Annotated in this window: 22 protein-coding genes, 3 tRNA genes and 4 pseudogenes; 11 read left to right on the top strand and 18 right to left on the bottom strand. The window is 39.5% G+C overall.

The genetic code is table 11. The features are described from left to right. Positions 1 to 4: 4 nt before the first annotated feature. Positions 5 to 994, top strand: coding sequence for a tRNA dihydrouridine(20/20a) synthase DusA (gene dusA / locus DV428_RS01980; RefSeq protein WP_114908506.1), 990 nt, complete (start codon positions 5 to 7; stop codon positions 992 to 994). 47 nt (positions 995 to 1041) lie between these two features. Here dusA and DV428_RS01975 read toward each other — a convergent pair whose 3' ends face one another. Together DV428_RS01975 and trpS are read right to left on the bottom strand one after the other, a co-directional pair. Next, the gene (locus DV428_RS01975; RefSeq protein WP_005636074.1) at positions 1042 to 1332 is read right to left on the bottom strand and encodes a YfcZ/YiiS family protein; all 291 of its coding nucleotides are present in this window, start codon (positions 1330 to 1332) and stop codon (positions 1042 to 1044) included. Positions 1333 to 1353: 21 nt separating this feature from the next. Then, on the bottom strand, positions 1354 to 2358 hold the full coding sequence (gene trpS, locus DV428_RS01970) for a tryptophan--tRNA ligase (protein ID WP_005636075.1): 1005 nt from the start codon (positions 2356 to 2358) through the stop codon (positions 1354 to 1356). Positions 2359 to 2486: 128 nt separating this feature from the next. Here trpS and hflD point away from each other — a divergent pair, with 128 nt between their 5' ends. The 5 genes from hflD to glmU all read left to right on the top strand — a co-directional run bounded on the left by hflD (position 2487) and on the right by glmU (position 7215). Further along, a complete protein-coding gene (gene hflD, locus DV428_RS01965) occupies positions 2487 to 3104 on the top strand; it encodes a high frequency lysogenization protein HflD (RefSeq protein WP_114908505.1) in 618 nt (205 codons plus the stop codon). A gap of 22 nt (positions 3105 to 3126) precedes the next feature. Continuing rightward, a complete protein-coding gene (purB, locus tag DV428_RS01960) occupies positions 3127 to 4497 on the top strand; it encodes an adenylosuccinate lyase (protein WP_114908504.1) in 1371 nt (456 codons plus the stop codon). A 271-nt stretch (positions 4498 to 4768) separates the two neighbouring features. Then, entirely contained in the window at positions 4769 to 5260 is a 492-nt protein-coding gene (gene rplJ, locus DV428_RS01955; protein ID WP_077414192.1) for a 50S ribosomal protein L10, read from the top strand. Between the two features lie 54 nt (positions 5261 to 5314). Next, a complete protein-coding gene (gene rplL / locus DV428_RS01950) occupies positions 5315 to 5686 on the top strand; it encodes a 50S ribosomal protein L7/L12 (RefSeq protein WP_005626607.1) in 372 nt (123 codons plus the stop codon). A 158-nt stretch (positions 5687 to 5844) separates the two neighbouring features. Further along, a complete protein-coding gene (gene glmU, locus DV428_RS01945) occupies positions 5845 to 7215 on the top strand; it encodes a bifunctional UDP-N-acetylglucosamine diphosphorylase/glucosamine-1-phosphate N-acetyltransferase GlmU (protein WP_114908503.1) in 1371 nt (456 codons plus the stop codon). A 39-nt stretch (positions 7216 to 7254) separates the two neighbouring features. On the opposite strand, the gene DV428_RS01940 is transcribed toward glmU, so the two are convergent. The 7 genes from DV428_RS01940 to DV428_RS01910 form a co-directional block, all read right to left on the bottom strand. After that, entirely contained in the window at positions 7255 to 7566 is a 312-nt protein-coding gene (locus DV428_RS01940; protein WP_114908502.1) for a DUF5389 family protein, read from the bottom strand. 97 nt (positions 7567 to 7663) lie between these two features. Continuing rightward, a tRNA-Arg gene (locus tag DV428_RS01935) sits at positions 7664 to 7740 on the bottom strand. A gap of 56 nt (positions 7741 to 7796) precedes the next feature. Beyond that, a tRNA-Arg gene (locus tag DV428_RS01930) sits at positions 7797 to 7873 on the bottom strand. Positions 7874 to 7893: 20 nt separating this feature from the next. Next, positions 7894 to 7988 (bottom strand) — tRNA-Ser (locus DV428_RS01925). A 115-nt stretch (positions 7989 to 8103) separates the two neighbouring features. After that, positions 8104 to 9048: an alpha/beta fold hydrolase gene (locus tag DV428_RS01920; RefSeq protein WP_114908501.1), complete on the bottom strand. Its 945-nt coding sequence runs from the start codon at positions 9046 to 9048 to the stop codon at positions 8104 to 8106. Positions 9049 to 9126: 78 nt separating this feature from the next. After that, on the bottom strand, positions 9127 to 10242 hold the full coding sequence (asd, locus tag DV428_RS01915; RefSeq protein WP_114908500.1) for an aspartate-semialdehyde dehydrogenase: 1116 nt from the start codon (positions 10240 to 10242) through the stop codon (positions 9127 to 9129). 166 nt (positions 10243 to 10408) lie between these two features. Then, on the bottom strand, positions 10409 to 11125 hold the full coding sequence (locus tag DV428_RS01910; RefSeq protein ID WP_114908499.1) for an MgtC/SapB family protein: 717 nt from the start codon (positions 11123 to 11125) through the stop codon (positions 10409 to 10411). A 151-nt stretch (positions 11126 to 11276) separates the two neighbouring features. Here DV428_RS01910 and rimO point away from each other — a divergent pair, with 151 nt between their 5' ends. Next, positions 11277 to 12614 carry a 30S ribosomal protein S12 methylthiotransferase RimO gene (gene rimO, locus DV428_RS01905; protein WP_009501103.1) on the top strand — a complete coding sequence of 446 codons (1338 nt, stop codon included), beginning with the start codon at positions 11277 to 11279 and terminating at the stop codon, positions 12612 to 12614. A 116-nt stretch (positions 12615 to 12730) separates the two neighbouring features. Here the strand turns inward: rimO and DV428_RS01900 are convergent, their stop codons facing one another. Further along, the gene (locus tag DV428_RS01900) at positions 12731 to 13639 is read right to left on the bottom strand and encodes an AraC family transcriptional regulator (RefSeq protein WP_239993716.1); all 909 of its coding nucleotides are present in this window, start codon (positions 13637 to 13639) and stop codon (positions 12731 to 12733) included. An 86-nt stretch (positions 13640 to 13725) separates the two neighbouring features. Between DV428_RS01900 and DV428_RS01895 the strand changes: the two genes are divergently transcribed. Beyond that, complete coding sequence (locus DV428_RS01895) at positions 13726 to 13944, top strand: OsmC family protein (protein WP_114908498.1); 219 nt, start codon at positions 13726 to 13728, stop codon at positions 13942 to 13944. Between the two features lie 108 nt (positions 13945 to 14052). On the opposite strand, the gene DV428_RS01890 is transcribed toward DV428_RS01895, so the two are convergent. The 3 genes and pseudogenes from DV428_RS01890 to DV428_RS01880 all read right to left on the bottom strand — a co-directional run. Further along, entirely contained in the window at positions 14053 to 14667 is a 615-nt protein-coding gene (locus DV428_RS01890) for a CadD family cadmium resistance transporter (protein ID WP_003766668.1), read from the bottom strand. A 309-nt stretch (positions 14668 to 14976) separates the two neighbouring features. Beyond that, entirely contained in the window at positions 14977 to 15540 is a 564-nt protein-coding gene (locus DV428_RS01885) for an ATP-binding cassette domain-containing protein (RefSeq protein WP_239993715.1), read from the bottom strand. A gap of 32 nt (positions 15541 to 15572) precedes the next feature. Continuing rightward, positions 15573 to 15827, bottom strand: a pseudogene (locus tag DV428_RS01880) (AraC family transcriptional regulator N-terminal domain-containing protein); the annotation flags it as partial. Positions 15828 to 15912: 85 nt separating this feature from the next. Between DV428_RS01880 and DV428_RS09795 the strand changes: the two are divergent. Next, positions 15913 to 16343, top strand: a pseudogene (locus DV428_RS09795) (organic hydroperoxide resistance protein). A 128-nt stretch (positions 16344 to 16471) separates the two neighbouring features. Here the strand turns inward: DV428_RS09795 and DV428_RS01870 are convergent. Beyond that, positions 16472 to 17345 (bottom strand): annotated as a pseudogene (locus tag DV428_RS01870) (MBL fold metallo-hydrolase). 141 nt (positions 17346 to 17486) lie between these two features. On the opposite strand from DV428_RS01870, the gene DV428_RS01865 reads away from it, so the two are divergent. Continuing rightward, on the top strand, positions 17487 to 18440 hold the full coding sequence (locus DV428_RS01865) for a GlxA family transcriptional regulator (RefSeq protein WP_105899133.1): 954 nt from the start codon (positions 17487 to 17489) through the stop codon (positions 18438 to 18440). 177 nt (positions 18441 to 18617) lie between these two features. Here the strand turns inward: DV428_RS01865 and DV428_RS01860 are convergent, their stop codons facing one another. The 3 genes from DV428_RS01860 to DV428_RS01850 all read right to left on the bottom strand — a co-directional run bounded on the left by DV428_RS01860 (position 18618) and on the right by DV428_RS01850 (position 20992). Then, positions 18618 to 19196 carry an NAD(P)H-dependent oxidoreductase gene (locus DV428_RS01860; protein WP_105899134.1) on the bottom strand — a complete coding sequence of 193 codons (579 nt, stop codon included), beginning with the start codon at positions 19194 to 19196 and terminating at the stop codon, positions 18618 to 18620. 199 nt (positions 19197 to 19395) lie between these two features. Further along, positions 19396 to 20607 carry an NADH:flavin oxidoreductase/NADH oxidase family protein gene (locus DV428_RS01855; protein WP_114908497.1) on the bottom strand — a complete coding sequence of 404 codons (1212 nt, stop codon included), beginning with the start codon at positions 20605 to 20607 and terminating at the stop codon, positions 19396 to 19398. A gap of 73 nt (positions 20608 to 20680) precedes the next feature. Beyond that, positions 20681 to 20992 (bottom strand): ArsR/SmtB family transcription factor, encoded by a 312-nt coding sequence (locus DV428_RS01850; RefSeq protein ID WP_114908496.1) that lies wholly within the window; start codon positions 20990 to 20992, stop codon positions 20681 to 20683. Between the two features lie 98 nt (positions 20993 to 21090). Between DV428_RS01850 and DV428_RS09695 the strand changes: the two are divergent. Then, positions 21091 to 21231 (top strand): annotated as a pseudogene (locus tag DV428_RS09695) (LysR family transcriptional regulator); the annotation flags it as partial. Positions 21232 to 21374: 143 nt separating this feature from the next. On the opposite strand, the gene DV428_RS01840 reads toward DV428_RS09695, so the two are convergent. Continuing rightward, positions 21375 to 23183, bottom strand: coding sequence for an ATP-dependent nuclease (locus DV428_RS01840; RefSeq protein ID WP_114908495.1), 1809 nt, complete (start codon positions 23181 to 23183; stop codon positions 21375 to 21377). Positions 23184 to 23198 lie beyond the last annotated feature (15 nt).

Raw genomic sequence — 23198 nt, 5'->3', positions numbered from 1 at the left:
AAAAATGCCTCAAAATCTACCGCACTTTTACCGCGGCCGTTTTTCTGTTGCACCAATGTTAGATTGGACAACACGCCATTGTCGTTATTTTCATCGCCAATTTTCAAAGCATGCGTTACTTTACACTGAAATGGTCACCGCACCTGCGATTATCCATGCCAAATACGATCACTTGGATTTTGATTTACAAGAAAATCCCATTGCGTTACAGCTAGGAGGAAGCAATCCTGAGCAACTCAAACATTGTGCAAAACTTGCTGAGGAACGAGGTTATCACGAAATTAATCTTAATGTAGGATGCCCTTCTGATCGCGTACAAAATGGAATGTTTGGCGCTTGCTTAATGGCGAAAGCAGATTTGGTGGCAGACTGTGTAGAACAAATGCAAAGTGCGGTCAAAATTCCAGTCACTGTGAAAACGCGTATTGGCATTGATGAATTAGACAGCTATGAATTTTTATGTGATTTTATTGAGAAGGTTCAAGGAAAAGGTTGCCAAGAGTTTATTATCCATGCACGGAAAGCTTGGCTTTCAGGGTTAAGTCCCAAAGAAAATCGAGAAATTCCACCATTAGATTATGCTAGGGTGTATCAACTAAAACGTGATTTTCCACATCTAACTATCGCAATTAATGGCGGCATAAAAACCATTGAAGAAATGAAACAACATTTGCAATATGTGGACGGCGTGATGGTTGGGCGAGAGGCCTATCAAAATCCAAGTTTACTTGGGCAAATTGATCAAGCCTTATTTGATCCTAACGCACCAATTGTTACCGCTCATGAAGCGGTACAATCAATGCTTCCTTATATTGAACAACAACTTAGCCAAGGCATACACCTTAATCATATCGTCCGTCATATGCTAGGCGCATTCCAAAATTGCAAAGGTGCCCGTCAATGGCGACGCTATTTAAGCGAAAATGCATTTAAACAAGGTGCGGGAATTGAAGTGGTTGAAACCGCCTTAAGCTTTGTAGAAAACGAATCCTAAAAACAAAATAAGCCGCAAAAGTGCGGCTTATTTTTCAGCTGTTTTTCTTATGCAATACGCATTTGAAAAATCACCAATTCAGCTTGGCAACAGAAAGTGAAATCTGCCTTTAATAAATAGCCATCATCCACTTTTGTAATTTCAGATTGAATTTCACAAGGTTCACTTTCTACATCACGCGCTTTCTGAGTAAAAAATGCGAGCGCTTCTTGCGCTTGTTCTTCACTGTCATAAATATATTCAATAACCTGACTACAATCACGATTATCGAAAAGTGATTTCATATCAAATGTGTTACAACCCACACATTCAATCGGTTTTTCAGTTTGAATTGCCATAATATTATCCTTTTATTCAGATTATTTTGCAGCGACAAAACCCACGGCTTCATACACTTTCGCCAAGGTTTCTTGTGCTTTTGCACGAGCTTTTTCCGCACCTTGTCGTAAGATATTATCTAATAAAGCCTCATCATTGCGATATTGATGGAAACGTTCTTGTAAACCAGCAAGTAAAGTTGATACTTCATCCGCTACAGCTGTTTTTAAATGTCCGTACATTTTGCCTTCAAATTCTTTTTCAAGATCAGCAATAGGCTTATCCGTAACCGCAGAAAGAATATCTAAAAGATTGGATACACCCGCTTTATTTTGCACGTCATAACGAACAACAGGCGGCTCATCTGAATCTGTTACGGCACGTTTAATTTTCTTCGCCACAGATTTTGGATCTTCTAAAAGTGTCACCACGTTGTTGCGGTTATCATCTGATTTTGACATTTTCTTTTCAGGATCTTGCAATGACATAATACGCGCGCCTGCTTTTCCAATGAAAATTTCAGGAATGGTGAAAATATTGCCATAAAGCGCATTAAAGCGGTTTGCAATATCACGCGTAATTTCTAAGTGTTGTTTTTGGTCATCACCGACAGGCACGCTTTTTGCTTGATAAAGTAAAATATCCGCCGCCATTAACACTGGGTAATCAAACAAACCCACGTTAATATTTTCTGCATAACGTGCTGATTTATCTTTGAATTGCGTCATTCGGCTCATTTCACCGAAATAAGTGTAGCAATTTAACACCCAGCTTAATTGCGTGTGTTCTGGAACGTGAGATTGAACAAAAATAGTACTTTTATTTGGATCAATTCCGCACGCTAAATAAAGTGCAAGCACATCAAGCGTTGCTTTGCGAAGGGCAACAGGATCTTGACGCACAGTGATCGCATGTAAATCAACTACGCAGAAAATACATTCATAATCTTCTTGCATTTTCACCCAGTTGCGCAACGCGCCCAAATAATTTCCGATAGTTAATTCACCAGAAGGCTGCACGCCACTAAAAACAATTGGTTTTGCCATAATCAATCCTTAATACCTTAAAACTATTCGCACATCATACCAGAAACTCTAGGCTTTTTTAATGTTCGAGTTCAAAAGCTAGGTTAAAAATGCTATATTTAACGGAAACGTTTTCCTAATATTTCCTAATGAAAAACTACCACGATATTGTTCTTGCCCTTGCTGGAGTGTGCCAATCAGCAAAATTGGTTCATCAACTTGCAACAGAAAGTCGAGCAGATTCAGATACATTTTTAACCGCACTTAATAGCCTTTTCATTACCCAACCACAACGAATCGAAGATGTTTTTGGTGGCGAAGTTCGTCATTTAAAATTAGGTCTAGAAACCTTAATTCATCAGCTCAACGCGCAAGGCGATCAAAATTTAACTCGCTATTGGCTAAGCCTTTTGGCATTAGAAGGAAAATTATCGAAAAATCCCGATGCCAAAAAAACATTGGGCAATCGAATTTCTCGCCTAAAAGAACAGGAAATTCATTACGCTCGAGATAGTGAAACAATGCTATCTATTATGGCAAATATTTACAGCGACGTTATTAGTCCATTGGGCAAAAAAATTCACATACTAGGCTCGCCTGATTATTTGCGACAAGAACTCGTGCAAAATAAAATTCGTGCAGTTTTACTTGCAGGTATTCGCTCTGCCGTACTGTGGAAACAAATGGGCGGAACAAAATGGCAAATTTTATTTTTCCGCAGAAAATTACTTGCCACCGCAAAACAGATTTATTCTTCTATTTATTAATACAATTCTGGAGCAAACATTTATGCAACTCTCTACACTGACCGCACTTTCCCCTCTTGATGGTCGTTATCAAGATAAAGTAACTCCATTACGCGCTATTTTTAGCGAATTCGGGTTAATGAAATTCCGTGTAGCTGTGGAAGTTCGTTGGTTACAAAAATTAGCTTCAACGGCAGACATTACCGAAGTACCGCCATTTTCTACGCAAGCAAATGCTTTTTTAGATGGAATTGTGGCTAATTTTAATGAGACCGATGCTGCGCGTATTAAAGAAATTGAACACACAACCAATCACGATGTGAAAGCTGTTGAATATTTTCTGAAAGAGAAAATTCAAAGTGAAGTGGAACTTGTGAATGTTTCCGAATTTATTCACTTCGCTTGCACCTCAGAAGATATTAACAACCTCTCTCACGCATTAATGTTAAGCACCGCGCGTGACGAAGTGATTTTACCAGAATGGCAAAAACTGATTAATGAAATCACTCGTCTTGCAGAAGAATATAAAACGATCCCATTACTTTCTCGCACACATGGCCAGCCAGCTTCACCAAGCACAGTGGGCAAAGAAATGGCGAATGTTGTTTATCGCCTAAAACGTCAATTTAAACAACTTCAGAACGCAGAAATCTTAGGCAAAATCAATGGCGCAGTAGGTAACTACAATGCGCATTTATCGGCATATCCTAATATTGATTGGCATAAATTCAGCGAAGAATTTGTCACTTCATTAAGTATTCAATGGAATCCTTATACCACGCAAATTGAGCCGCACGATTACATCGCTGAATTTTTTGATGCTGTAGTACGCTTTAATACCATTATCATTGATTTTGATCGTGATTTATGGGGATACATTGCATTAAATCACTTTAAACAACGAACTATAGCAGGCGAAATTGGTTCCTCTACCATGCCACATAAAGTCAATCCAATTGATTTTGAAAACTCAGAGGGCAATCTAGGGTTAGCCAATACAGTGATGACTCATTTAGGTCAAAAGTTACCAATTTCTCGCTGGCAGCGTGACTTAACGGATTCAACCGTATTACGTAATTTAGGTGTAGGATTAGGTTATTGTTTGATCGCTTATGCTTCAACTCGCAAAGGCATTAGTAAACTTGAAGTAAATCAACCGCACTTATTAGAAGAACTCAATCAAAACTGGGAAGTTTTGGCTGAACCAATTCAAACCGTAATGCGCCGCTATGGAATAGAAAAACCTTACGAAAAATTAAAAGAATTAACGCGAGGTAAACGAGTGACAGAACAGGCCATGCGTGAATTTATTGATAAGTTGGATATTCCACAAGAAGAAAAATTACGTTTACAAAAATTAACACCCGCTACTTATATTGGGGCCGCAGTGGAATTAGTAGAGAAACTATCATAGGAATTTGGCTCTTTTTCCAACAATATTCTTTACAAGAACATAGCTTTTCTCTATAATCCTGCGCCTGTGTTAGTCAATCTAACAAATTTCTGGTTGGTGCTTGACCTATTCAAGCCCCATCCAAGACCGTAGGGGAGTAATCTTAATTATCCTACGTAGATGGTGAACAGAATAAGAATTTTTCTTGCTTCTGGGCGCCGAAGTCATCCTAGTCTTAGGATTAGGTAAATTAATTCCGAGTAATCGGAGTGTATTCAGGAGCTAAAAGCCAATGGCATTAAATCTTCAAGACAAACAAGCAATTGTTGCTGAAGTAAATGAAGCAGCCAAAGGTGCACTTTCAGCAGTAATCGCGGACTCTCGCGGTGTAACTGTTGATAAAATGACTGAATTACGTAAATCAGCACGTGAAGCTGGCGTTACAATGCGTGTAGTTCGTAATACTTTATTACGTCGCGCAGTTGAAGGCACAGATTACGAATGCTTAAAAGATACGTTTGTAGGTCCAACACTTATCGCGTTCTCTAACGAACACCCGGGCGCAGCTGCTCGTTTGTTCAAAGAGTTTGCTAAAGCAAACGATAAGTTTGAAATTAAAGGTGCAGCCTTTGAAGGTAAAATCCAAGATGTTGAATTCTTGGCAACATTACCAACTTACGAAGAAGCGATTGCACGTTTAATGGGCACAATGAAAGAAGCTGCAGCAGGCAAACTTGCTCGCACCTTCGCGGCATTACGCGACAAATTACAAGAAGCAGCTTAATCATTAAGCGTTTCTTACTTCATCTAACTTTATTTATTTTAGGAATTGATTGTTATGTCATTAACTAACGAACAAATTATTGAAGCGATTGCTTCAAAAACTGTAACTGAAATCGTTGAATTAATCGCAGCGATGGAAGAAAAATTCGGTGTTTCAGCAGCGGCAGCAGTAGCAGCAGCTCCAGCAGCAGGCGGCGCAGCGGCAGCAGAAGAAAAAACTGAATTCGACGTAATTCTTGCAGCAGCTGGTGCTAACAAAGTAGCAGTAATCAAAGCAGTACGTGGTGCAACTGGTTTAGGCTTAAAAGAAGCTAAAGATTTAGTTGAATCTGCTCCAGCAGCATTAAAAGAAGGTGTTTCTAAAGAAGAAGCTGAAGCACTTAAGAAAGAATTAGAAGAAGCTGGTGCACAAGTAGAAGTTAAATAATTTCTCTTTTAACCACTTTAAAATTCAGAAAACCGATGGGAAACCATCGGTTTTTTCCTATCTACAAAGCCACAACTTCCTTAAGTTAAAAACTTATCATCTTCTCCTTTATACGATAAAATATCTCCCATTATTATTGATAAATAAAGAGAAAATCTATGACTACAAAAGCATTAAGTGCGGTAATTTTAGCAGCCGGAAAAGGAACGCGCATGTATTCCGATTTACCTAAAGTTCTACATACAATAGCTGGTAAACCAATGGTAAAACATGTAATTGATACAGCTCATCAATTAGGCGCAGAAAATATTCATTTAATCTATGGCCACGGTGGGGACTTAATGCGTACCCATCTTACAAATGAACAAGTAAATTGGGTATTACAAACAGAACAACTTGGCACAGCACATGCAGTTCAACAAGCGGCACCTTTCTTTAAAGATAACGAAAATATTGTTGTACTTTACGGCGATGCACCATTAATAACAAAAGAAACATTAGAAAAATTAATTGAAGCAAAACCAGAAAATGGCATTGCATTGCTTACCGTAAATTTAGATAACCCAACAGGCTATGGACGAATTATCCGTGAAAATGGGAATGTTGTAGCAATTGTAGAACAAAAAGATGCAAATGCAGCTCAACTAAATATTAAAGAAGTAAATACTGGCGTGATGGTATCTGATGGCGCAAGTTTCAAAAAATGGCTAGCTCGTGTAGGCAATAATAATGCTCAAGGCGAATATTACTTAACGGATCTTATTGCTCTCGCAAACCAAGATAATTGCCAAGTTGTTGCTGTACAAGCAACAGATGTCATGGAAGTTGAAGGCGCAAATAATCGCTTACAATTAGCCGCACTTGAACGTTATTTCCAAAATAAACAAGCCTCCAAACTATTACTTGAAGGCATAATGATCTACGATCCCGCTCGCTTTGACCTACGTGGAACATTAGAGCATGGAAAAGATGTGGAAATCGACGTTAATGTTGTTATCGAAGGTAGTGTTAAACTCGGCGATCGCGTAAAAATTGGCGCAGGTTGCATATTGAAAAATGTTGTTATTGGCAATGATGTAGAAATAAAACCCTATTCAGTGCTAGAGGATGCTGTAGTGGGAGAAAAAGCCGCAATTGGTCCATTTTCTCGTTTACGCCCAGGTGCGGAACTTGCAGCAGAAACGCATGTCGGTAACTTTGTAGAAATTAAAAAATCTACCGTTGGTAAAGGTTCTAAAGTAAATCACCTGACCTATGTTGGCGATTCAGAAATCGGCTCAAATTGTAATATTGGTGCGGGTGTCATCACCTGTAATTACGATGGCGCAAATAAATTTAAAACGATCATCGGTGATGATGTATTTGTCGGATCTGATACACAATTAGTCGCGCCAGTGAAAGTCGCAAATGGCGCAACTATTGGTGCTGGAACAACAATTACACGTGATGTTGGCGAAAATGAATTAGTGATTACACGAGTTCCTCAACGCCATATTCAAGATTGGCAACGCCCAACAAAGAAAAAATAAAATAGCATAAAAAATCCTACGTTTTATCGTAGGATTTTTTTATAAACCGATTTTACAAATCGTAATTAAAGCTATATAAAAAATGACCGCACTTAATACCAATAATTTAAAAGCCAATTTTGGTTTTTTCTGATGTAGGCGATATAAAATTCGAGCTACCACCGCAAGAATAATAGGGTAAATCCAAAAAAATATTGAGAATAAATTAACTTGCCAAGTTTCTAAGTTAGGATTTTTATCAAATGTAGTGGAAAGCAACAGAGCCATCGGACATAACAATACAGGGGCACAAAAAATAGCTAATCCCCAGGAAAATAAACTAAAACCACGAGGCAAAGATTGTCTTGTCATAATTTAAAAATTTTACAAATAAAAGATAAGTACAATATAACAAATACTGTGATTATTAGAAAGTAAGTGGAAATCAATAGGCTTGAATAAAATGAAATGGCGCACCCGAAAGGATTCGAACCTTTGACCGCTCGGTTCGTAGCCGAGTACTCTATCCAGCTGAGCTACGGGTGCGTAGATGATGCTTTAATTATTCATAACCACTTTAATAAGATAGAGCCGTTTTAAAATGGCGCACCCGAGAGGATTCGAACCTCTGACCGCTCGGTTCGTAGCCGAGTACTCTATCCAGCTGAGCTACGGGTGCAGAATAAATAAAACAAACAATGGCGGTGAGAGAGGGATTCGAACCCTCGATGGAGCTTTTTAACCCCATACTCCCTTAGCAGGGGAGCGCCTTCAGCCTGCTCGGCCATCTCACCACAATCGGTGTGAGCGGTATAATACGTTTTTTAGAAAATATGTCAAACCATTTTTTGAAAAACATACCTGTTTGAATATTTTATCTACACATTAAATATATTATTGAATAAAAATCTACTCATCATTCAAAAATACTAAAATCTTAGATATTGTTTCCCGTCTCAATTCATCTTGCTCAAATAACACCTCATGTTTAGCATTGAATACAACTTTACATTGAGCATTCGGAAAAAGTGCGGTTAATTTTTCAAGATTTTTGTTATCTACTATTTTTTCTTTTTCGGCTTGTAAAATTAGGGTTGGAATTTCAATCTTAGGAATAACTTTCGGCAAGCGTTTAATGGCATTTAAACACAAATGTACCCAACGGAACGTTGGTCCGCCAAGATGAATTGCTGGATTTTTACGATTTACACGATTCATCCATTTCATTCTGGTTTTACAGAAACTTAGTTCATTGTATTCCAAATGGGCTTGTTGATAAGGCCCTTTACCAAAAACATAACGCTCGCCCTGCCCTAAAATATTCATCAGGGCAATAATCAGTTCATCTCTAATAGTGTGTTTTAAAGGAATGCCGTAAAAAGGCGAAGAAAGCACAGCTTTATTAATGCGATGATCACAATTTGCCAAATAATACGTTGCAATCAATGCACCCATCGAATGAGCAAGCAAATGCTGCATGGAATAATTGAAAAGTGCGGTCACTTTTTCGATGATTTTCGCCATATCATCAACATAGAAACGAAATTCATCTAAATGCCCTTTTTCAGAATCCTTCAGCAAATGGGTTGAATAGCCTTGACCTCGGTGATCAAATAGCAACACATCATAGCCTTGATGATAAAAATCATAAGCGGGCTCTGACCATTTCAACATATTTTCAGCACGGCCATTCACCAAAATCATCAATTTTCTACCCGCACTTTTTGCGTGGATTAAATGACGATAAGCGATTTGAACATTATTTTTGCCAGTGAAATATTGCGTTGGAAATTGATTAAAAAAAGGTAACAGTTCGGTAAAGGCAAATTGAGTAAAGTTGGATTCTCGATTCATAAGTTTTTAGATGGGATACATCAACGCATGCAAAAGAAAGAAAAAGTGCGTGAGATTTTACCTCACGCACTCTACAAATTATGCAACCAATTGTTTTAAGATACGGCGAACTGGCTCTGCCGCACCCCATAATAATTGGTCACCCACAGTAAAGGCAGCCAAATATTCAGGACCCATAGCCAATTTACGTAAACGACCAACCGGTACGCTTAATGTACCCGTTACTTTAACTGGCGTTAATTCACGCAATGTGGTTTCTTTGTCGTTCGGAATCACTTTTACCCATTCATTATGTGATGCAATAATTTGTTCAATTTCTTCTAATGGCAAATCTTTTTTCAATTTAATGGTGAATGCTTGGCTATGGCAACGTAATGCACCAATACGCACACATAAACCATCCACAGGAATTGGATTGTCGCTTAAACCTAAAATTTTGTTGGTTTCTACATATCCTTTCCATTCTTCTTTAGTTTGCCCTGTTTCAGGAAGAAGTTTGTCAATCCAAGGGATTAAGCTGCCACCTAATGCTGCACCAAAGTTTTCGGTTGGGAAACTATCAGAACGCATTTCTGCCGTCACTTTACGTTCAATATCTAAAATAGATGAAGCAGGATCTTTTAATTCACTTGAAACCGCTTGTTCTAATAAACCCATTTGTGAAAGTAATTCACGCATATTTTTTGCGCCAGCACCTGAAGCCGCTTGGTAAGTTGCCACAGAAATCCATTCCACCAAATCTTTTTCAAATAGACCGCCGATAGCCATAAGCATTAAGCTTACGGTACAGTTACCACCTACGAAAGTTTTAATACCTTTTTTCAAACCTTCAGAAATCACGTGTTGGTTTACTGGATCAAGCACAATAATTGCATCATCTTTCATGCGTAGTGCAGAAGCGGCATCAACCCAATAACCATCCCAACCTGTTGCTTTTAATTTTGGATAAACTTCATTGGTGTAATCGCCACCTTGGCAAGTCACGATAATGTCTAATTTTTTGAGTTCTTCAATATCGAATGCATTTTTAAGTTCGCCTGCATCCTTGCCACCAAATACAGGTGCTTTTTGACCTGCTTGTGAAGTTGTAAAAAATACGGGATTAAGATTCGCAAAATCATTTTCCTGCGACATACGATCCATTAATACGGAACCCACCATTCCGCGCCAACCGATAAAGCCTACATTTTTCATTGTTGTTTCCTTAGTTTGTTGTGTTTGAATAGAATTATTAATTACAAGATAGCGTTAGCAAAATCAAGTATTTTTCATGGAAATTTACATTTTGCGAAAGAAATTAAATAAGAAATAAAAAAGAGCGGTCAATTTTAAAATAAAATTTAACTTGACCGCTCTTTTTCTAGTTATCTACTTCGACACTTATCACGCCTTCTTCCGCTTTCAACAATGCATACGCATCTTTCAACATTGTGGAATCAATGGAAAAACAGCGAATTTGTAACCGCACTTCACCACTACTTTGATCTTTCACCTGTATATGTTCAATACGATACTGATTGTTTACTAACAATTGAGTGACTTTTCCAATGCTTTCCGCACCATTGACAAGAATATTGAATTTTGTCCGACGACGTTGTGATTTACGATGTACCCAGCGTTGTACCAGCGGACTTAATCGAATAGACAGCAAAATCATCACCGTTGCGATGACCGCATCGAATACAAAACCTGCCCCAGCAGCAATGCCGATCCCCGCAGAAGCCCAAATAATCGCCGCAGTGGTTAAACCTGAAATCGCATCATTTTTTTTATGCAAAATTACACCTGCACCTAAAAAACCGATTCCGCTAATCACTTGAGCCGCAAGACGCATCGGATCCGTACGAATATTTTCTGAAACTTGCGCATAATGCTCTGCAGCTTGAATCGAAACAATGGTTAGCACACAAGTGGTGACGGCAATAATGGCGCAAGTTTTCACGCCCACAGGTTTGCGCTTAAGCTCACGCTCTAAGCCAATAACACTACCAAGCACCATCGCCAATAGCATTTTGCTAAAAATAATCAAATGATAAGGATCGAAAAGTGCGGTCAAAAGTAAAGATGAATTTTCCATAATGATAAAAATAAGTCTGACATAATCGTCTATTCTACATCACTTAGCTTAAAATCTTTACCCTGCCAAGCCTTTAATTTATCGCCTTTCTTGCGAAAATTGAGTAAAATCTTGCGTTTGAAATTTTATAGAGCGAAAGAACGGTTATTTTATGCAAAATTCGACCCCAAGCATTGGCTTTGTAAGCCTTGGTTGCCCAAAAAACTTAGTAGATTCTGAACGAATCTTAACGGAACTACGCACCGATGGTTACAACATTGTGCCAAGCTATGAAAATGTTGATTTAGTGATTGTGAACACTTGTGGCTTTATTGATAGTGCGGTGCAGGAATCACTAGAAGCGATTGGTGAAGCATTAGAAGAAAATGGGCGAGTTATCGTGACTGGCTGTTTGGGGGCAAAAGAAGACCAAATTCGTGAAGTGCATCCTAAAGTTTTGGAAGTCAGCGGCCCACATAGTTATGAAACAGTGATGGCGCAAGTTCACAAATACGTGCCAAAACCGACACATAGCCCTTACACCAGCTTAGTACCCAAACAAGGCGTGAAACTGACACCAAAGCACTATGCCTATTTGAAGATCTCTGAAGGCTGTGATCACCGTTGCACGTTCTGCATTATTCCATCTATGCGTGGTGATTTAGAAAGCCGTTCTATTACGCAAGTTTTGGACGAAGCAAAACGTTTAGCCGAAGCAGGCGTAAAAGAATTGCTTGTTGTATCGCAAGATACTTCTGCTTATTCCATGGACTTAAAACGCCAAGAGGGCGGTGTAAAAACAGCTTTCTGGAATGGCATGCCAATTAAAAATGATTTAATGACCCTTTGTAAACAGCTTGGCAAACTTGGCATTTGGGTTCGCTTACATTATGTGTATCCCTATCCGCATGTGGATGATTTAATTCCATTAATGGCAGACGGCACGCTCTTACCGTATTTAGACATTCCATTACAACACGCCAGCCCGAAAATCTTAAAAGCAATGAAAAGACCGGGCAGTATTGACCGCACTTTAGAACGCATTAAACAATGGCGTGAAATTTGCCCAGATTTAACATTACGCTCCACCTTTATTGTCGGTTTCCCAGGTGAAACAGAAGAAGATTTCCAATTATTGCTCGATTTCTTAAAAGAAGCCCAACTTGATCGCGTAGGCTGTTTCAAATTCAGCCCAGTTGAAGGTGCACCTGCAACAGAGATGGCTGACCAAGTACCAGAAGATGTGAAAGAAGAACGTTTCCATCGTTTCATGCAATTACAACAGGAAATTTCTGCAAACCGTTTAAAACAAAAAATCGGTAAAACGCTTGATGTATTAGTGGATGAAATTGACGAAGAAGGCATTATTGGTCGCTCCAAAGCAGATGCCCCTGAAGTCGACGGGTTAGTTTATGTAGATAATTTAAGCGGAATCAATGTCAAAGTTGGCGACGTGATTAAAGTAACCATCACAAATTCTGATGAATATGATTTGTGGGGAAGTTGTTAAATAACAACAATCTCAAGGAAATAAACAAAAAATCCATCTTCGTATTGAAGATGGATTTTTTATGACTAAGAGCGGTCAAATTTTTAAGTGTTTTTGAACCTATCTTTAAGCCTCATCTATTTAATATCCCCCTTTGGCGCATGCCCGAAATAGCGTTTGTATTCACGGCTGAATTGGCTAGGCGATTCGTAGCCGACTTGGTAAGCGGCTTCGGTAATGCCTCTCCCTTCTTGTGAGATCAGTCGTCTGGCTTCCATTAGACATAAGGATTTTTGATATTGCAGCGGTGAAAGGCTGGTTATCTTCTTAAAATGGCTGTGAAAACCAGATAATGACATGCCGCTCAGATTTGCCAAGGTTTCCACGGTAATGGTTTCACTAAAATGTTGTTGCAGATAATAGGTGGCTTGGGCGATTTTTTTGGTGTGCGATCCATTGCTTACCATGGCTTTAAATTTGCCACCTTGTTCGCCTGTAAGGAGTCGATAATATATTTCTTGTTGGATAAGCGGTGCAAGAAACTCAATATCTTTTGGATTTTCGTGCAAGAGCAATAAGCGTTCAACAGCATTTTTGAGAGATTCATCCAAATGCCATTGTGCAAAACCCTCATCGCCCTGTTGAACATCATCTGCAAGGTTTGGATTTGCTAATAAAATCTTGCCAACGCATTCAATATCAATTTTCATCGACATCACTAAAAACGGCTTTTGTGGCGCTGCATATTTAATCTCTCCACGCATCGGTATGTTTACTGGGCAAAACATAAAATGTTGATTATCAAATCGGTAGCATTGTTCGCCTAGCTGCACTTCACGTTCTCCGCTTAACACGATGCAAATGCTCGGCTCTTGAATAATACCTTCGTAACAAAATGGTTGATCTGAATGGCGAAGAAATAAGCCTTTAATCGGTGATGAATAGAGTTCGTTATGTGGAATAACTTTTAATAAGCGTTCTATCGTTTCAGTTGAAAACATAATTTTGTAGAAATAGGCAAGTAATTTGGATAAATCATATAACACTTCATATTGCCGTTCAATATAATGAACTCACTTTCAACGGCGGTACGCCAAAACATATTAACCAATATTAAACTGAGGAAAACATTATGAAAATTTTCTACAAAACTTCAGCAACAGCAACCGGCGGACGTGATGGTCGTACCCAAGTGGACGACGGTTCAATCGGCTTTGATTTGGTTTCATTTCAAAATGACGGCACCGGAGCTGATGAAAAACACCAACGCGCCGAGTATGGCAAGAACCGCCGCACCGACGAAAAACGGCCGCATGGGGTGGGTGAAAAACTTATTCATGGTTTGGCTTAATTCTGCATGAAGATGCTTTCAGATATGGATTTATTGGGCGGACAGGGTTGTATCTTGTATTGAAGAAGCAAGCCGAAGGTTTGTCAGATACTCAAATGCCCGTATCATTCATATTATTGATATTATTGTTTGAATTGTATTATTTTCAATAATAATAAATAACCCTAAACCAATATAAATAACAGCCATTATCCAACGACTAAACTTCTCTACAATTTCACCAACACCTGAAATATTAGCCAATCTTTGTGCTGTATATACTAAAACAAAAATCAATATTAAAAATACAAGAAGAGTAACTAATAAGTCGACAAGATCTAAAGTCACAAAGTAAGGAACAAAAAGTCCAATATTATCTGCACCACAACTAGCAACTGTAACCAAAGCAACAATACCGACTAATTTTGACAACCCTTTTTCATCCAATTCTTTTTTAGCTCTTTTTTCGCCCTCACAATCGTCGTAAATAGCAACTTTAATACCTAAGTAAATCGGTATTAAACCTAATAAACCCAACACCCATTTTTCCGGAACATAATTCAAAACAAAAGCTAGAAATAAACTAACTAATATTAAAATTACAGAACCTAAATATTGTCCGATATAAATATCTCGATATTCTTTTCTAGTATTTGCTCTAGCAAAAAATATTAATAGTATTACCAACAAATCTACTGCTGTAGCAATATATAAAACAGCAGCAGTAATCACAGTCGAAAACATAAAGCACCTCATAATGAATCCCCTGCCCCCTTGGCACCACGGCTTTTTCAAAAACCGAATCGCGTTCGGATAACAGATTCGTATCTTTCGCTAAAGAGGCAAACCTGCGGCTTGCTTACCCTCTCCCTAGCCCTCTCCCACGGGGAGAGGGAATTGGGCTGTCGAGCCTGAACATTTTCAGGTTTACCTGACATCTGATTCCCAATTCTACGGTTCTCTGATTTTGAGAAACCTGATCCCCTTTCCCCGTGGGAGAGGGCTAGGGAGAGGGCAACGAACCGCAAGGTTTGTCAGAAATTTAAATTCCTATCACTCATAATAATGAATCCCCTGAAACTCTCTTGCCACCACGGCTTCTTCAAAAGCCGAATCGCGTTCGGACAGCGGCGTAGGCAGGGTAATCACGTTTTGCACGTTCATGCCCTTAGTGGAAAGCAGCATTATTTCATGGCTCAGGCATGCGGCTTCGAAGCGGTCGTGCGTTACCAGCATACACGCCATGCCCTGCCGCTCGATTTTTTCCACCAGCATGGCGACCAAAATATCGCGCAAATCGCGGTCCAAACCGACGAACGGCTCGTCCAGCAAGGCAAGGTCGCAGCCGCACAGCAGCAGGCGCAAAAATGCTACCCGTTTCGCCATGCCGCCGGACAATTCGGTCGGATATTTGTTCAAATCGCCCGCAGTCAGCCCGACTTTCGCCGCCAGCGCGATGATTTCGCCTTCATCGGGTTTGTCCATAAAAATAGCGATATTCTGCATCGCGGTCAAGTTTTCCGGCAGGCGGTTTTCCTGAAACAGAAAACCCGTTTTGCGGAAAGTATTGCGTATCGTGCCCGATTTCGGCGTTTCCAAGCCCGCAATCAAACGCAAAACCGTCGTCTTGCCACAGCCGCTCGGCCCGAATGTTGATTATCAAATCGGTAGCATTGTTCGCCTAGCTGCACTTCACGTTCTCCGCTTAACACGATGCAAATGCTCGGCTCTTGAATAATACCTTCGTAACAAAATGGTTGATCTGAATGGCGAAGAAATAAGCCTTTAATCGGTGATGAATAGAGTTCGTTATGTGGAATAACTTTTAATAAGCGTTCTATCGTTTCAGTTGAAAACATAATTTTGTAGAAATAGGCAAGTAATTTGGATAAATCATATAACACTTCATATTGCCGTTCAATATAATGAACTCACTTTCAACGGCGGTACGCCAAAACATATTAACTAACATTAAATGAGGAAAACATTATGAAAATTTTCTACAAAACATCAGCAACAGCAACCGGCGGACGTGATGGTCGTACCCAAGTAGACGACGGTTCAATTGGCTTTAATTTGGTTTCATTCCAAAACGAAAGCGGTAAGCACGGTACAAACCCCGAGCAGCTTTTCGCTATGGGTTACGCGCCTGCTTTGATAGCGCGATGAACCATGTAGCACCGACACTCGGCTTGAAACCGACGAAATCTTCCACTACTGTCGGTGTAGGTATCGGTCAAAAAGCCGATGGTGCATTTGGCTTAGATTTAGATATCACGATTACCGTAGCAGGTTTGACTGAAGATGAGGCGCGCAAATTGATTACTCGTGCTCATGAAGTTTGCCCTTACTCTAACGCTACTCGTGGCAATGTCGATGTACGCTTACATGTGAATGTTATTCAATCGTTTGATTTGTAATAAAAATTAACATAATAATTAATTTCGAAATAAAAGCCATCTGAAATTTCAGACGGCTTTTTTATAACAAAGTGCGGTCAAATTTTTAGGTGTTTTGCAAATCTCCATCAAAACTTGACCGCTTGTTTTTAAAACTTCACTGTTTCACCATCTTCTGGAATTGCTATATTTTCAAGCTTGTTTGCTTGGACAAATTGGCGTAAATCCTTACGGTACACAGACATATGGTTTACCGCATCCATGTGCACCGTGATAAGTTTTGTATTCGGTAGCATTTGGCGAGCATGAGCAACATCTTGTAACCCCATAATAATACCGTCATTCGGAAAAGCTAAGGTACGCGCATCACCTGTGTTCATAATCATTACATCAGGTTTATAACGATTAATGGCTTTGTTTACTTCGGCAGTCCAAACTGTGTCACCAACCAAGTACACCGTTGGATGACCTTTCGCTTGGAATGTTACTCCCATCGCCTCATCTAAAATCTCAGCCAATTGTGGCACAGCGTACATTTCTGTTGTACCGTGAGAACCACCGGTTTTATTTAAAATAATACCTTCAAACTCCACCGATTTTTCCAACGATAAACTGGTTATATTAGTAAAACCTTGCGCTTTGAGTAGGTCACCATCCCGTTCATGTTGCACAAAAATTTTGATGGATTTAGGTAAAATTTTTTGTGCGACCTCATCCCAATGATCTTCATGTGTATGAGTCAAAATAATGGCATCAACATCTTTGAAAGTATCTTCTGCTTTCATCGGCAATTCCACAAGTGGATTACGCAAATGGCTATTTAATGTTCCTTCAAAGCCTGCATAACGTCCTTTTTTCAGCAAGCATCGGGTCAATTAAAAAAGTTTTCCCTGCATAGTTCAGGCGACCCGTGGCATTGCGGATATGTTGGTAGCTATCAGTGTTTTTAGAGGCAAGATCTACAGCGAAAGTATTTGTGCTAATAGCCAATGCTGTAGTGCTAATTAAGGTTTTTAAGTTCATTGTTTTTCCTTTTCTATATACGTTATTGAATGAATAAACATATTATAGTGAGAACAAATTTGCGCAAAAATAGATAAAAAATCAATAAACGTAATAATCGGGTCATTTCTATGTTATGCTCATATCAAATAGGAGAATAAAATGAATACACCCACAGTAGCTTTAATTGTGTATGAACAAATGATGCCCATTCATTTTGCGATGGCATATTCCGTTTTTTCTATGTCGGATTTAAACGGCAAGCCGTTATTTGACTGTAAAATCGTTAGCGATTCGGACAACCTGACAAACTCGCTATTTCACATACATTTAGATGGTGGTTTAGAATGGTTAGAGAATGCCGATATTGTTGTGATGACTGGATGGCATGATACTCAAGTGATGCCGAGTGAGGCTTTATTAACAGCATTACGGCAAGCGTATCAACGTGGTGCGACAGTGGTGGGTTTATGTTATGGCGCCTATGTGTTGGCGTGCAGTGGCCTACTTAACGGCAAAAAAGCAACCACACATTGGCTAGGAGATAGTGATTTTACTCGTCGCTTTCCGCAGGTGAAATGGGATTTAAATCCTATTTACTTGGAACAAGATCGACTGATTACCTCTGCAGGAACGGCAGCTTCCATGGATTGTTGCCTTTCTATTGTCCGTAAATTATATGGTGTGAAAATTGCCAATCATATTGCCCGAATACTGGTTATCCCCCCTCATCGTGAAGGCGGACAGGCACAATTTATCGAACGCCCTATTTCTCGTTCCACACCTAATCATAATATCAATGCGTTGCTTGCTTATTTAAATGAAAATCTGACCGCACTTCATTCGACTGATAGTCTTGCCGAACGTTTGTCAATGAGCCGTAGCACTTTCACCCGACATTTTCGCAAAGCAACCGGAATGTCATTAAATCAATGGTTAATTGAAGCAAGGCTACAGCGAGCAAGAGAGCTTTTGGAAAGCACAGATTTATCTATTACTGATATTGCAGAACAAAGTGGATTTCATAGCGATACCGCCTTGCGTCAGCACTTCTTGAAGAAACATAAGATTTCACCAAATCACTGGCGTAAGCAGTTTCAAATAGAGGATTTTTAGATCTTTTTATTTTAAAGTGCGGTCAGATTTTTAGATGTTTTTGCAAATTCAATTCAAAATTAAACCGCTTGTTTGATCTAAACTCAGTCTATTCCTCTCCCTATCAAAAAGTTTGATAAGCGTTTGAAATAAAAAAGGTGAGCCAAAATGCTCACCTTCTAAACGAATATTTCTCAATTATCCAAACACTTTTTCCAAGTGTGCTTGGTAGTCCGCTAAGTATTGTTCTACTTGTGGATTTTTAACCACATCGTTACATAAGAATGTCGGCAGACGGGTCAAGCCGATGAACTCGTTGAGTTTGTGGAAAGGCATATACACAGCATCCACACCTTTGCCTTCAAAGAAATCGCCTTCGCGGGTAAAGGCTTCAATCGGTGCATTCCAAGTCAGTGAAAGCATGTGTTTTTTGCCTTGCAACAAACCGCCTGTACCATAGCCTTCAGTTGGATTGACGCTGTGTCTGCCATCGCTGTGATACAACTTGCCGTGTCCGCTGGTTAATACTTCGTCTATGTATTTTTTTACTGTCCAAGGCTCGTGCATCCACCAGCTCGGCATTTGCCAAATCACAGCATCCATCCACAAAAATTTTTCGATTTCTGCTTCAACATCATAGCCAGCATCGATCACAGTTTCTTTGACGTTGTGTCCAAGTGCGGTCAAAACTTCTTTCGCTTTTTTGTGAAGCGTGTGGTTCAACTCGCCGTTAGAATGACCAAATGCCTTACCGCCGTCTAATAATAAAATATTCATCTTTTTGCTCCTAAAACAAATAATTATAAAAAATGTGGTTGCTATTATGCCTTTTTACGTTAATTTTTAAAAGTATATTTGTCTGCCACGTTATTTCCAGACTATAAGGAAGACTACAGCCCGTAGGGTGGGCGTAAGCCCACGAAAAAAGAATATTATTAATAATACGCGTGGGCTTACGCCCACCTTACATTGGCTATCAAGCCCTGCCGGTACTCAACCCCGCTTTACCGTTCTCCCACAAAGTTTTCAGCAATACTTTCCACGCCGACAATTTAGAATCAGGCTGTTTGCCTTGTCCGATCAAATCCATTTGCGTCATATACCAGTTCATTTCCAGCATCGCGCCTGCTTTTTTATCAACAAACGCTACGCCTGTTTTAATGCGGTCGGTTTGCACGGTTTGGTAGGTGCCGTTTTGCATTTTGTTCGCCAAATCGGGCACCAAAGCAAACGGGCGAGCAACGCCGACCAAATCCAAATGGCCGCTGGATAAGGCATCTTCCATTGCACTTTGCGAACGGAAGCCGCCGGTGATAATCAGCGGGGCTTGGCTGACTGCACGGGCTTTTTCGGCGTAATCGATGAAGAAGGCTTCGCGTTTGCGGGTGCTGTCTTTGGCGGCGAGCATTTGCGGGCTTTCGTAGTTGCCGCCGGAAACTTCAATAAAATCAATGCCCATTTCCGACAGTTTTTGTACCACCCGCACCGATTCGCTTTCGTCAAAACCGCCTTTTTGGAAGTCCGCCGAATTGAGTTTTACGCCTACCAAGAAATCTTTGCCCACAGCGGCGCGGATGGCGGTATAGGTTTCCAAAAGGAAGCGCATACGGTTTTCCAAACTGCCGCCCCATTGGTCTTGACGGCGGTTGTGGTGCGGCGAGAGGAATTGACTGATGAGATAGCCGTGCGCGGCGTGAATTTGTACGCCTGAAAAACCTGCCTGTTCGGCAATTTCCGAGGTTTGCACAAATAGCTGAATCAGCCCGTTGATTTCATTGGCACTCAATTCACGCGGCGGATTGATAAAGCCGTCCATGCCCACCAACGGTACGGCGCTCGGCGCAAGCGGCGTTTTATTGACCACCGCAGGCGCCTGTTTGCCCGCATGGTTGATTTGCATGATGAGCAGTGTGTCGTTTTGCATGCCGGCTTTCGCCCATTTTTTCAGCATTTCAAGACTGCGGTCGTCTGAAATCACCACATCTTTTATCGAACCTTTGCCGCTTTCAGCCACCATCACATTGCCCGTAACCAAAACGCCCGCACCGCCTTTTGCCCAAGTGTCGTAGAGGCGGATAAGTTTTTCAGACGGCTGGTCGTGTTGGGCAAGTTGTTCTTCCATGGCGGATTTGAAGATACGGTTTTTGGCGGTTTTGCCGTTTGGAAAAGTGAATGGAGTGAATAACATAATCGTTCCTTTAAGTTGATAAGTTTAAAAATGTAAACGTATATGGGTAAAAATAAAGGGTTAACGGATAACCCTATTTTAAAAGCTGGCAATTTTGAGCCATCAAATCGGCAAGCTGTTTCAACCTCGCCACCGCATCCGCCATAGCAATACTGTAAAACCGCTCTTTGTCGACTTGCTCCACTGCCACCGCTCCAGCTTGCAGCATGATTTTCAAATGATGCGACACCGCAGGGCGCGACAGATGTAGATGCTCGGTCAGCTCATTCACATTCATCTTGCCGTGTTCCCACAGCACGCGCAGGATTTGATGGCGGTTTTCATCACTCAACACGGTAAAGATGGGGATGCACTCGCGCATTAAATCCATGGTTTGTTGTGGCATATTCAGTTTCTTTTGTTTATATGTTTAAAAACTTGAACACATTTAAAGGGAACGATAGGAAATGTCAAAGGGGATTTTTAGAAGACGGTTTTTTAGTGCTCCATTCTGGGCAGTTGGTCGAGCTGTTGCCTGAGTATGCCATGACTTACGAACCGCTTTACCTCTATTACCCCAGTCGCCGCGGGCATTCGAATGTGTTTAAGCTGATTGTGGATGCGTTAAAAGTAAAAACCGTCTGAAATTTTAGACGGCTTTTTAGGAAAAAGTGCGGTCAGTTTTTTAGGTATTTTTGTAAATTATCTTCAAAATCTGACCGCTTAAAGTCTTAATCCGTCTAAAACTTCCTATTAAAGAAAATGTTAGTGTTTAAGAACCATTCAATTTATTCAATTCCTAACTTATTATTAATAACTTTTCGTACATCATCATCTTTATTCAAGATAATAGGAAAACCTTTTACATCTAGCACTTTACTAGTTATGGATACTTCTAGTTTCCCTTCATCATTAATTCGATGATGAAATATTGATGATGGTCTACCTAATGCATTCAAATTTTTTGCCCCTTCAGCATAATGGGCATGAATTGGTGAAATAAAGGATAAAAATTCATCTCGAATCGCTCTTGATTCATCAATGGGTTCACTATTTGAAGCATATTTCAAGCACTTTATAATGTCTTGATATCTGCTTTCAAGCTCTTCTGATGAAGATAAAATATATTCACTTTCAGTAACTGCATCCTCAACTTTATCTGTAATTGCATTATTATCATGATAATAGGATTCAAGAGCTCCTTTTCTCAAAATAAACAATCCTGTTTTTTCAAAAATATCAAATAATACACAGAGTCTATTTTTTATATTATTCCAATCATCATTCAAATTTTGCTCATTGAATACTGTACATAAAGCTAAGCGTTTTTTATTTAATAATTCATTTTCTGATAAGGTAAAATATGAATGTTTCTGAGCTATGTTAGCAATACTATCCCAGTTATTTTGAACTAAAGAACAGAAGTCGTCATAAATATTCTTTGCAAAATCTAAAATACCTGAATGACCTATTTCACTAACCAATCTATCTGCATCTTTCCGCATTTGATCATCATGAAAATACGCACGAACTAGATCCAAACTATCTGCAAAAGCATCTGAATCAACTAAAACTGTTGGCGTTTTACCCATTAGTCTAAATAATTTAACTGTTTCAGGCATAGCTTCTTTTCCATTAATCGGCAATATCTGTGAACCTGCTGCTTCAAGATTTAAATATAATTTATCTGAAAGTGTATTGCAGATAATGACGTCAGATGGGCCTTCAACTAAAAGTGGTGTTCTAGAAAATAAGGCTAATTTGTGTTCTTGCCCCAATCGAGCAACAAGACCTTTTACTTGCTTATTTTGTAACTCTCCTGCATCTTTAGGAATTTGAATAGGATTTTCTTTTAAATCATTACAAAAAATAAAAGATAACAAATCATCTGTTTTAGAAATCTTGATCATTTCCGTTGAGTGTGTTGCCATCACAATTATTTTTTTATAGTCATTCTGCTTAGGAATTCCTGCAACTCGTGTAATTTCTTTAAGTAGAAAGGCTTGTAATTGTGGGTGTAATGAAACTTCAGGCTCATCAATAAGTAAAACCTCGACTTCATTATCGTATAGTGCAGATAAAATTCCAACCAGATGCAATAAACCGGATGCTTCACGCCCAGAGGAGTAATATGAATTACCGTTATCTAGCCTAGCAAATGATACTTTTAAATTTCCAGCATCCCAATCAATTTTAATATTTCGTTTAAACAATTTTTGTAAACGTTCTCTGACCTTAATTAAAATATCAGTGCGAGCTGACAGTGTATGAAAATCTCCATTAATAGTTTCTATTTTATGGCGATATTCAGAATAAGATTTATCACCATGTGTGGCGTTATCTGCCGCATTAGGGCGATGATATTGATCATAATTGGAACGATATTGTTCCAAAGGACCTAAACGCCCAGCAGAAATAAAACGAACTTTTTTATCCGCGGGAATATTAAAACTTTCTTTTAACCCTTTTAATAAATGAGTTTTTCCCGAACCATTCGGACCAACAATAAATGTTAATGGTGATCTTAATTCAATTTTTCTAGAGAAATGACCTTCGTGGCTATTGATATTAGCTGTAATAGATAATGGAAATTCCATAATTTAGTTCCTTAT

The sequence above is a fragment of the Haemophilus haemolyticus genome, from assembly GCF_003352385.1.
Taxonomy (GTDB): Bacteria; Pseudomonadota; Gammaproteobacteria; order Enterobacterales; family Pasteurellaceae; genus Haemophilus; species Haemophilus haemolyticus_I.
The sequence above is the reverse complement of the archived record's forward strand: the minus strand, read 5'-3'. Positions and strand labels throughout refer to the sequence as shown.

What these genes read in the sequence shown, in the direction of transcription:
- dusA (WP_114908506.1), top strand. Translation starts at nt 5, where the DNA reads ATGCCTCAAAATCTACCGCACTTTTACCGCGGCCGTTTTTCTGTTGCA.
- DV428_RS01975 (WP_005636074.1), bottom strand. Translation starts at nt 1,332, where the DNA reads ATGGCAATTCAAACTGAAAAACCGATTGAATGTGTGGGTTGTAACACA.
- trpS (WP_005636075.1), bottom strand. Translation starts at nt 2,358, where the DNA reads ATGGCAAAACCAATTGTTTTTAGTGGCGTGCAGCCTTCTGGTGAATTA.
- hflD (WP_114908505.1), top strand. Translation starts at nt 2,487, where the DNA reads ATGAAAAACTACCACGATATTGTTCTTGCCCTTGCTGGAGTGTGCCAA.
- purB (WP_114908504.1), top strand. Translation starts at nt 3,127, where the DNA reads ATGCAACTCTCTACACTGACCGCACTTTCCCCTCTTGATGGTCGTTAT.
- rplJ (WP_077414192.1), top strand. Translation starts at nt 4,769, where the DNA reads ATGGCATTAAATCTTCAAGACAAACAAGCAATTGTTGCTGAAGTAAAT.
- rplL (WP_005626607.1), top strand. Translation starts at nt 5,315, where the DNA reads ATGTCATTAACTAACGAACAAATTATTGAAGCGATTGCTTCAAAAACT.
- glmU (WP_114908503.1), top strand. Translation starts at nt 5,845, where the DNA reads ATGACTACAAAAGCATTAAGTGCGGTAATTTTAGCAGCCGGAAAAGGA.
- DV428_RS01940 (WP_114908502.1), bottom strand. Translation starts at nt 7,566, where the DNA reads ATGACAAGACAATCTTTGCCTCGTGGTTTTAGTTTATTTTCCTGGGGA.
- DV428_RS01920 (WP_114908501.1), bottom strand. Translation starts at nt 9,048, where the DNA reads ATGAATCGAGAATCCAACTTTACTCAATTTGCCTTTACCGAACTGTTA.
- asd (WP_114908500.1), bottom strand. Translation starts at nt 10,242, where the DNA reads ATGAAAAATGTAGGCTTTATCGGTTGGCGCGGAATGGTGGGTTCCGTA.
- DV428_RS01910 (WP_114908499.1), bottom strand. Translation starts at nt 11,125, where the DNA reads ATGGAAAATTCATCTTTACTTTTGACCGCACTTTTCGATCCTTATCAT.
- rimO (WP_009501103.1), top strand. Translation starts at nt 11,277, where the DNA reads ATGCAAAATTCGACCCCAAGCATTGGCTTTGTAAGCCTTGGTTGCCCA.
- DV428_RS01895 (WP_114908498.1), top strand. Translation starts at nt 13,726, where the DNA reads ATGAAAATTTTCTACAAAACTTCAGCAACAGCAACCGGCGGACGTGAT.
- DV428_RS01890 (WP_003766668.1), bottom strand. Translation starts at nt 14,667, where the DNA reads ATGTTTTCGACTGTGATTACTGCTGCTGTTTTATATATTGCTACAGCA.
- DV428_RS01865 (WP_105899133.1), top strand. Translation starts at nt 17,487, where the DNA reads ATGAATACACCCACAGTAGCTTTAATTGTGTATGAACAAATGATGCCC.
- DV428_RS01860 (WP_105899134.1), bottom strand. Translation starts at nt 19,196, where the DNA reads ATGAATATTTTATTATTAGACGGCGGTAAGGCATTTGGTCATTCTAAC.
- DV428_RS01855 (WP_114908497.1), bottom strand. Translation starts at nt 20,607, where the DNA reads ATGTTATTCACTCCATTCACTTTTCCAAACGGCAAAACCGCCAAAAAC.
- DV428_RS01850 (WP_114908496.1), bottom strand. Translation starts at nt 20,992, where the DNA reads ATGCCACAACAAACCATGGATTTAATGCGCGAGTGCATCCCCATCTTT.
- DV428_RS01840 (WP_114908495.1), bottom strand. Translation starts at nt 23,183, where the DNA reads ATGGAATTTCCATTATCTATTACAGCTAATATCAATAGCCACGAAGGT.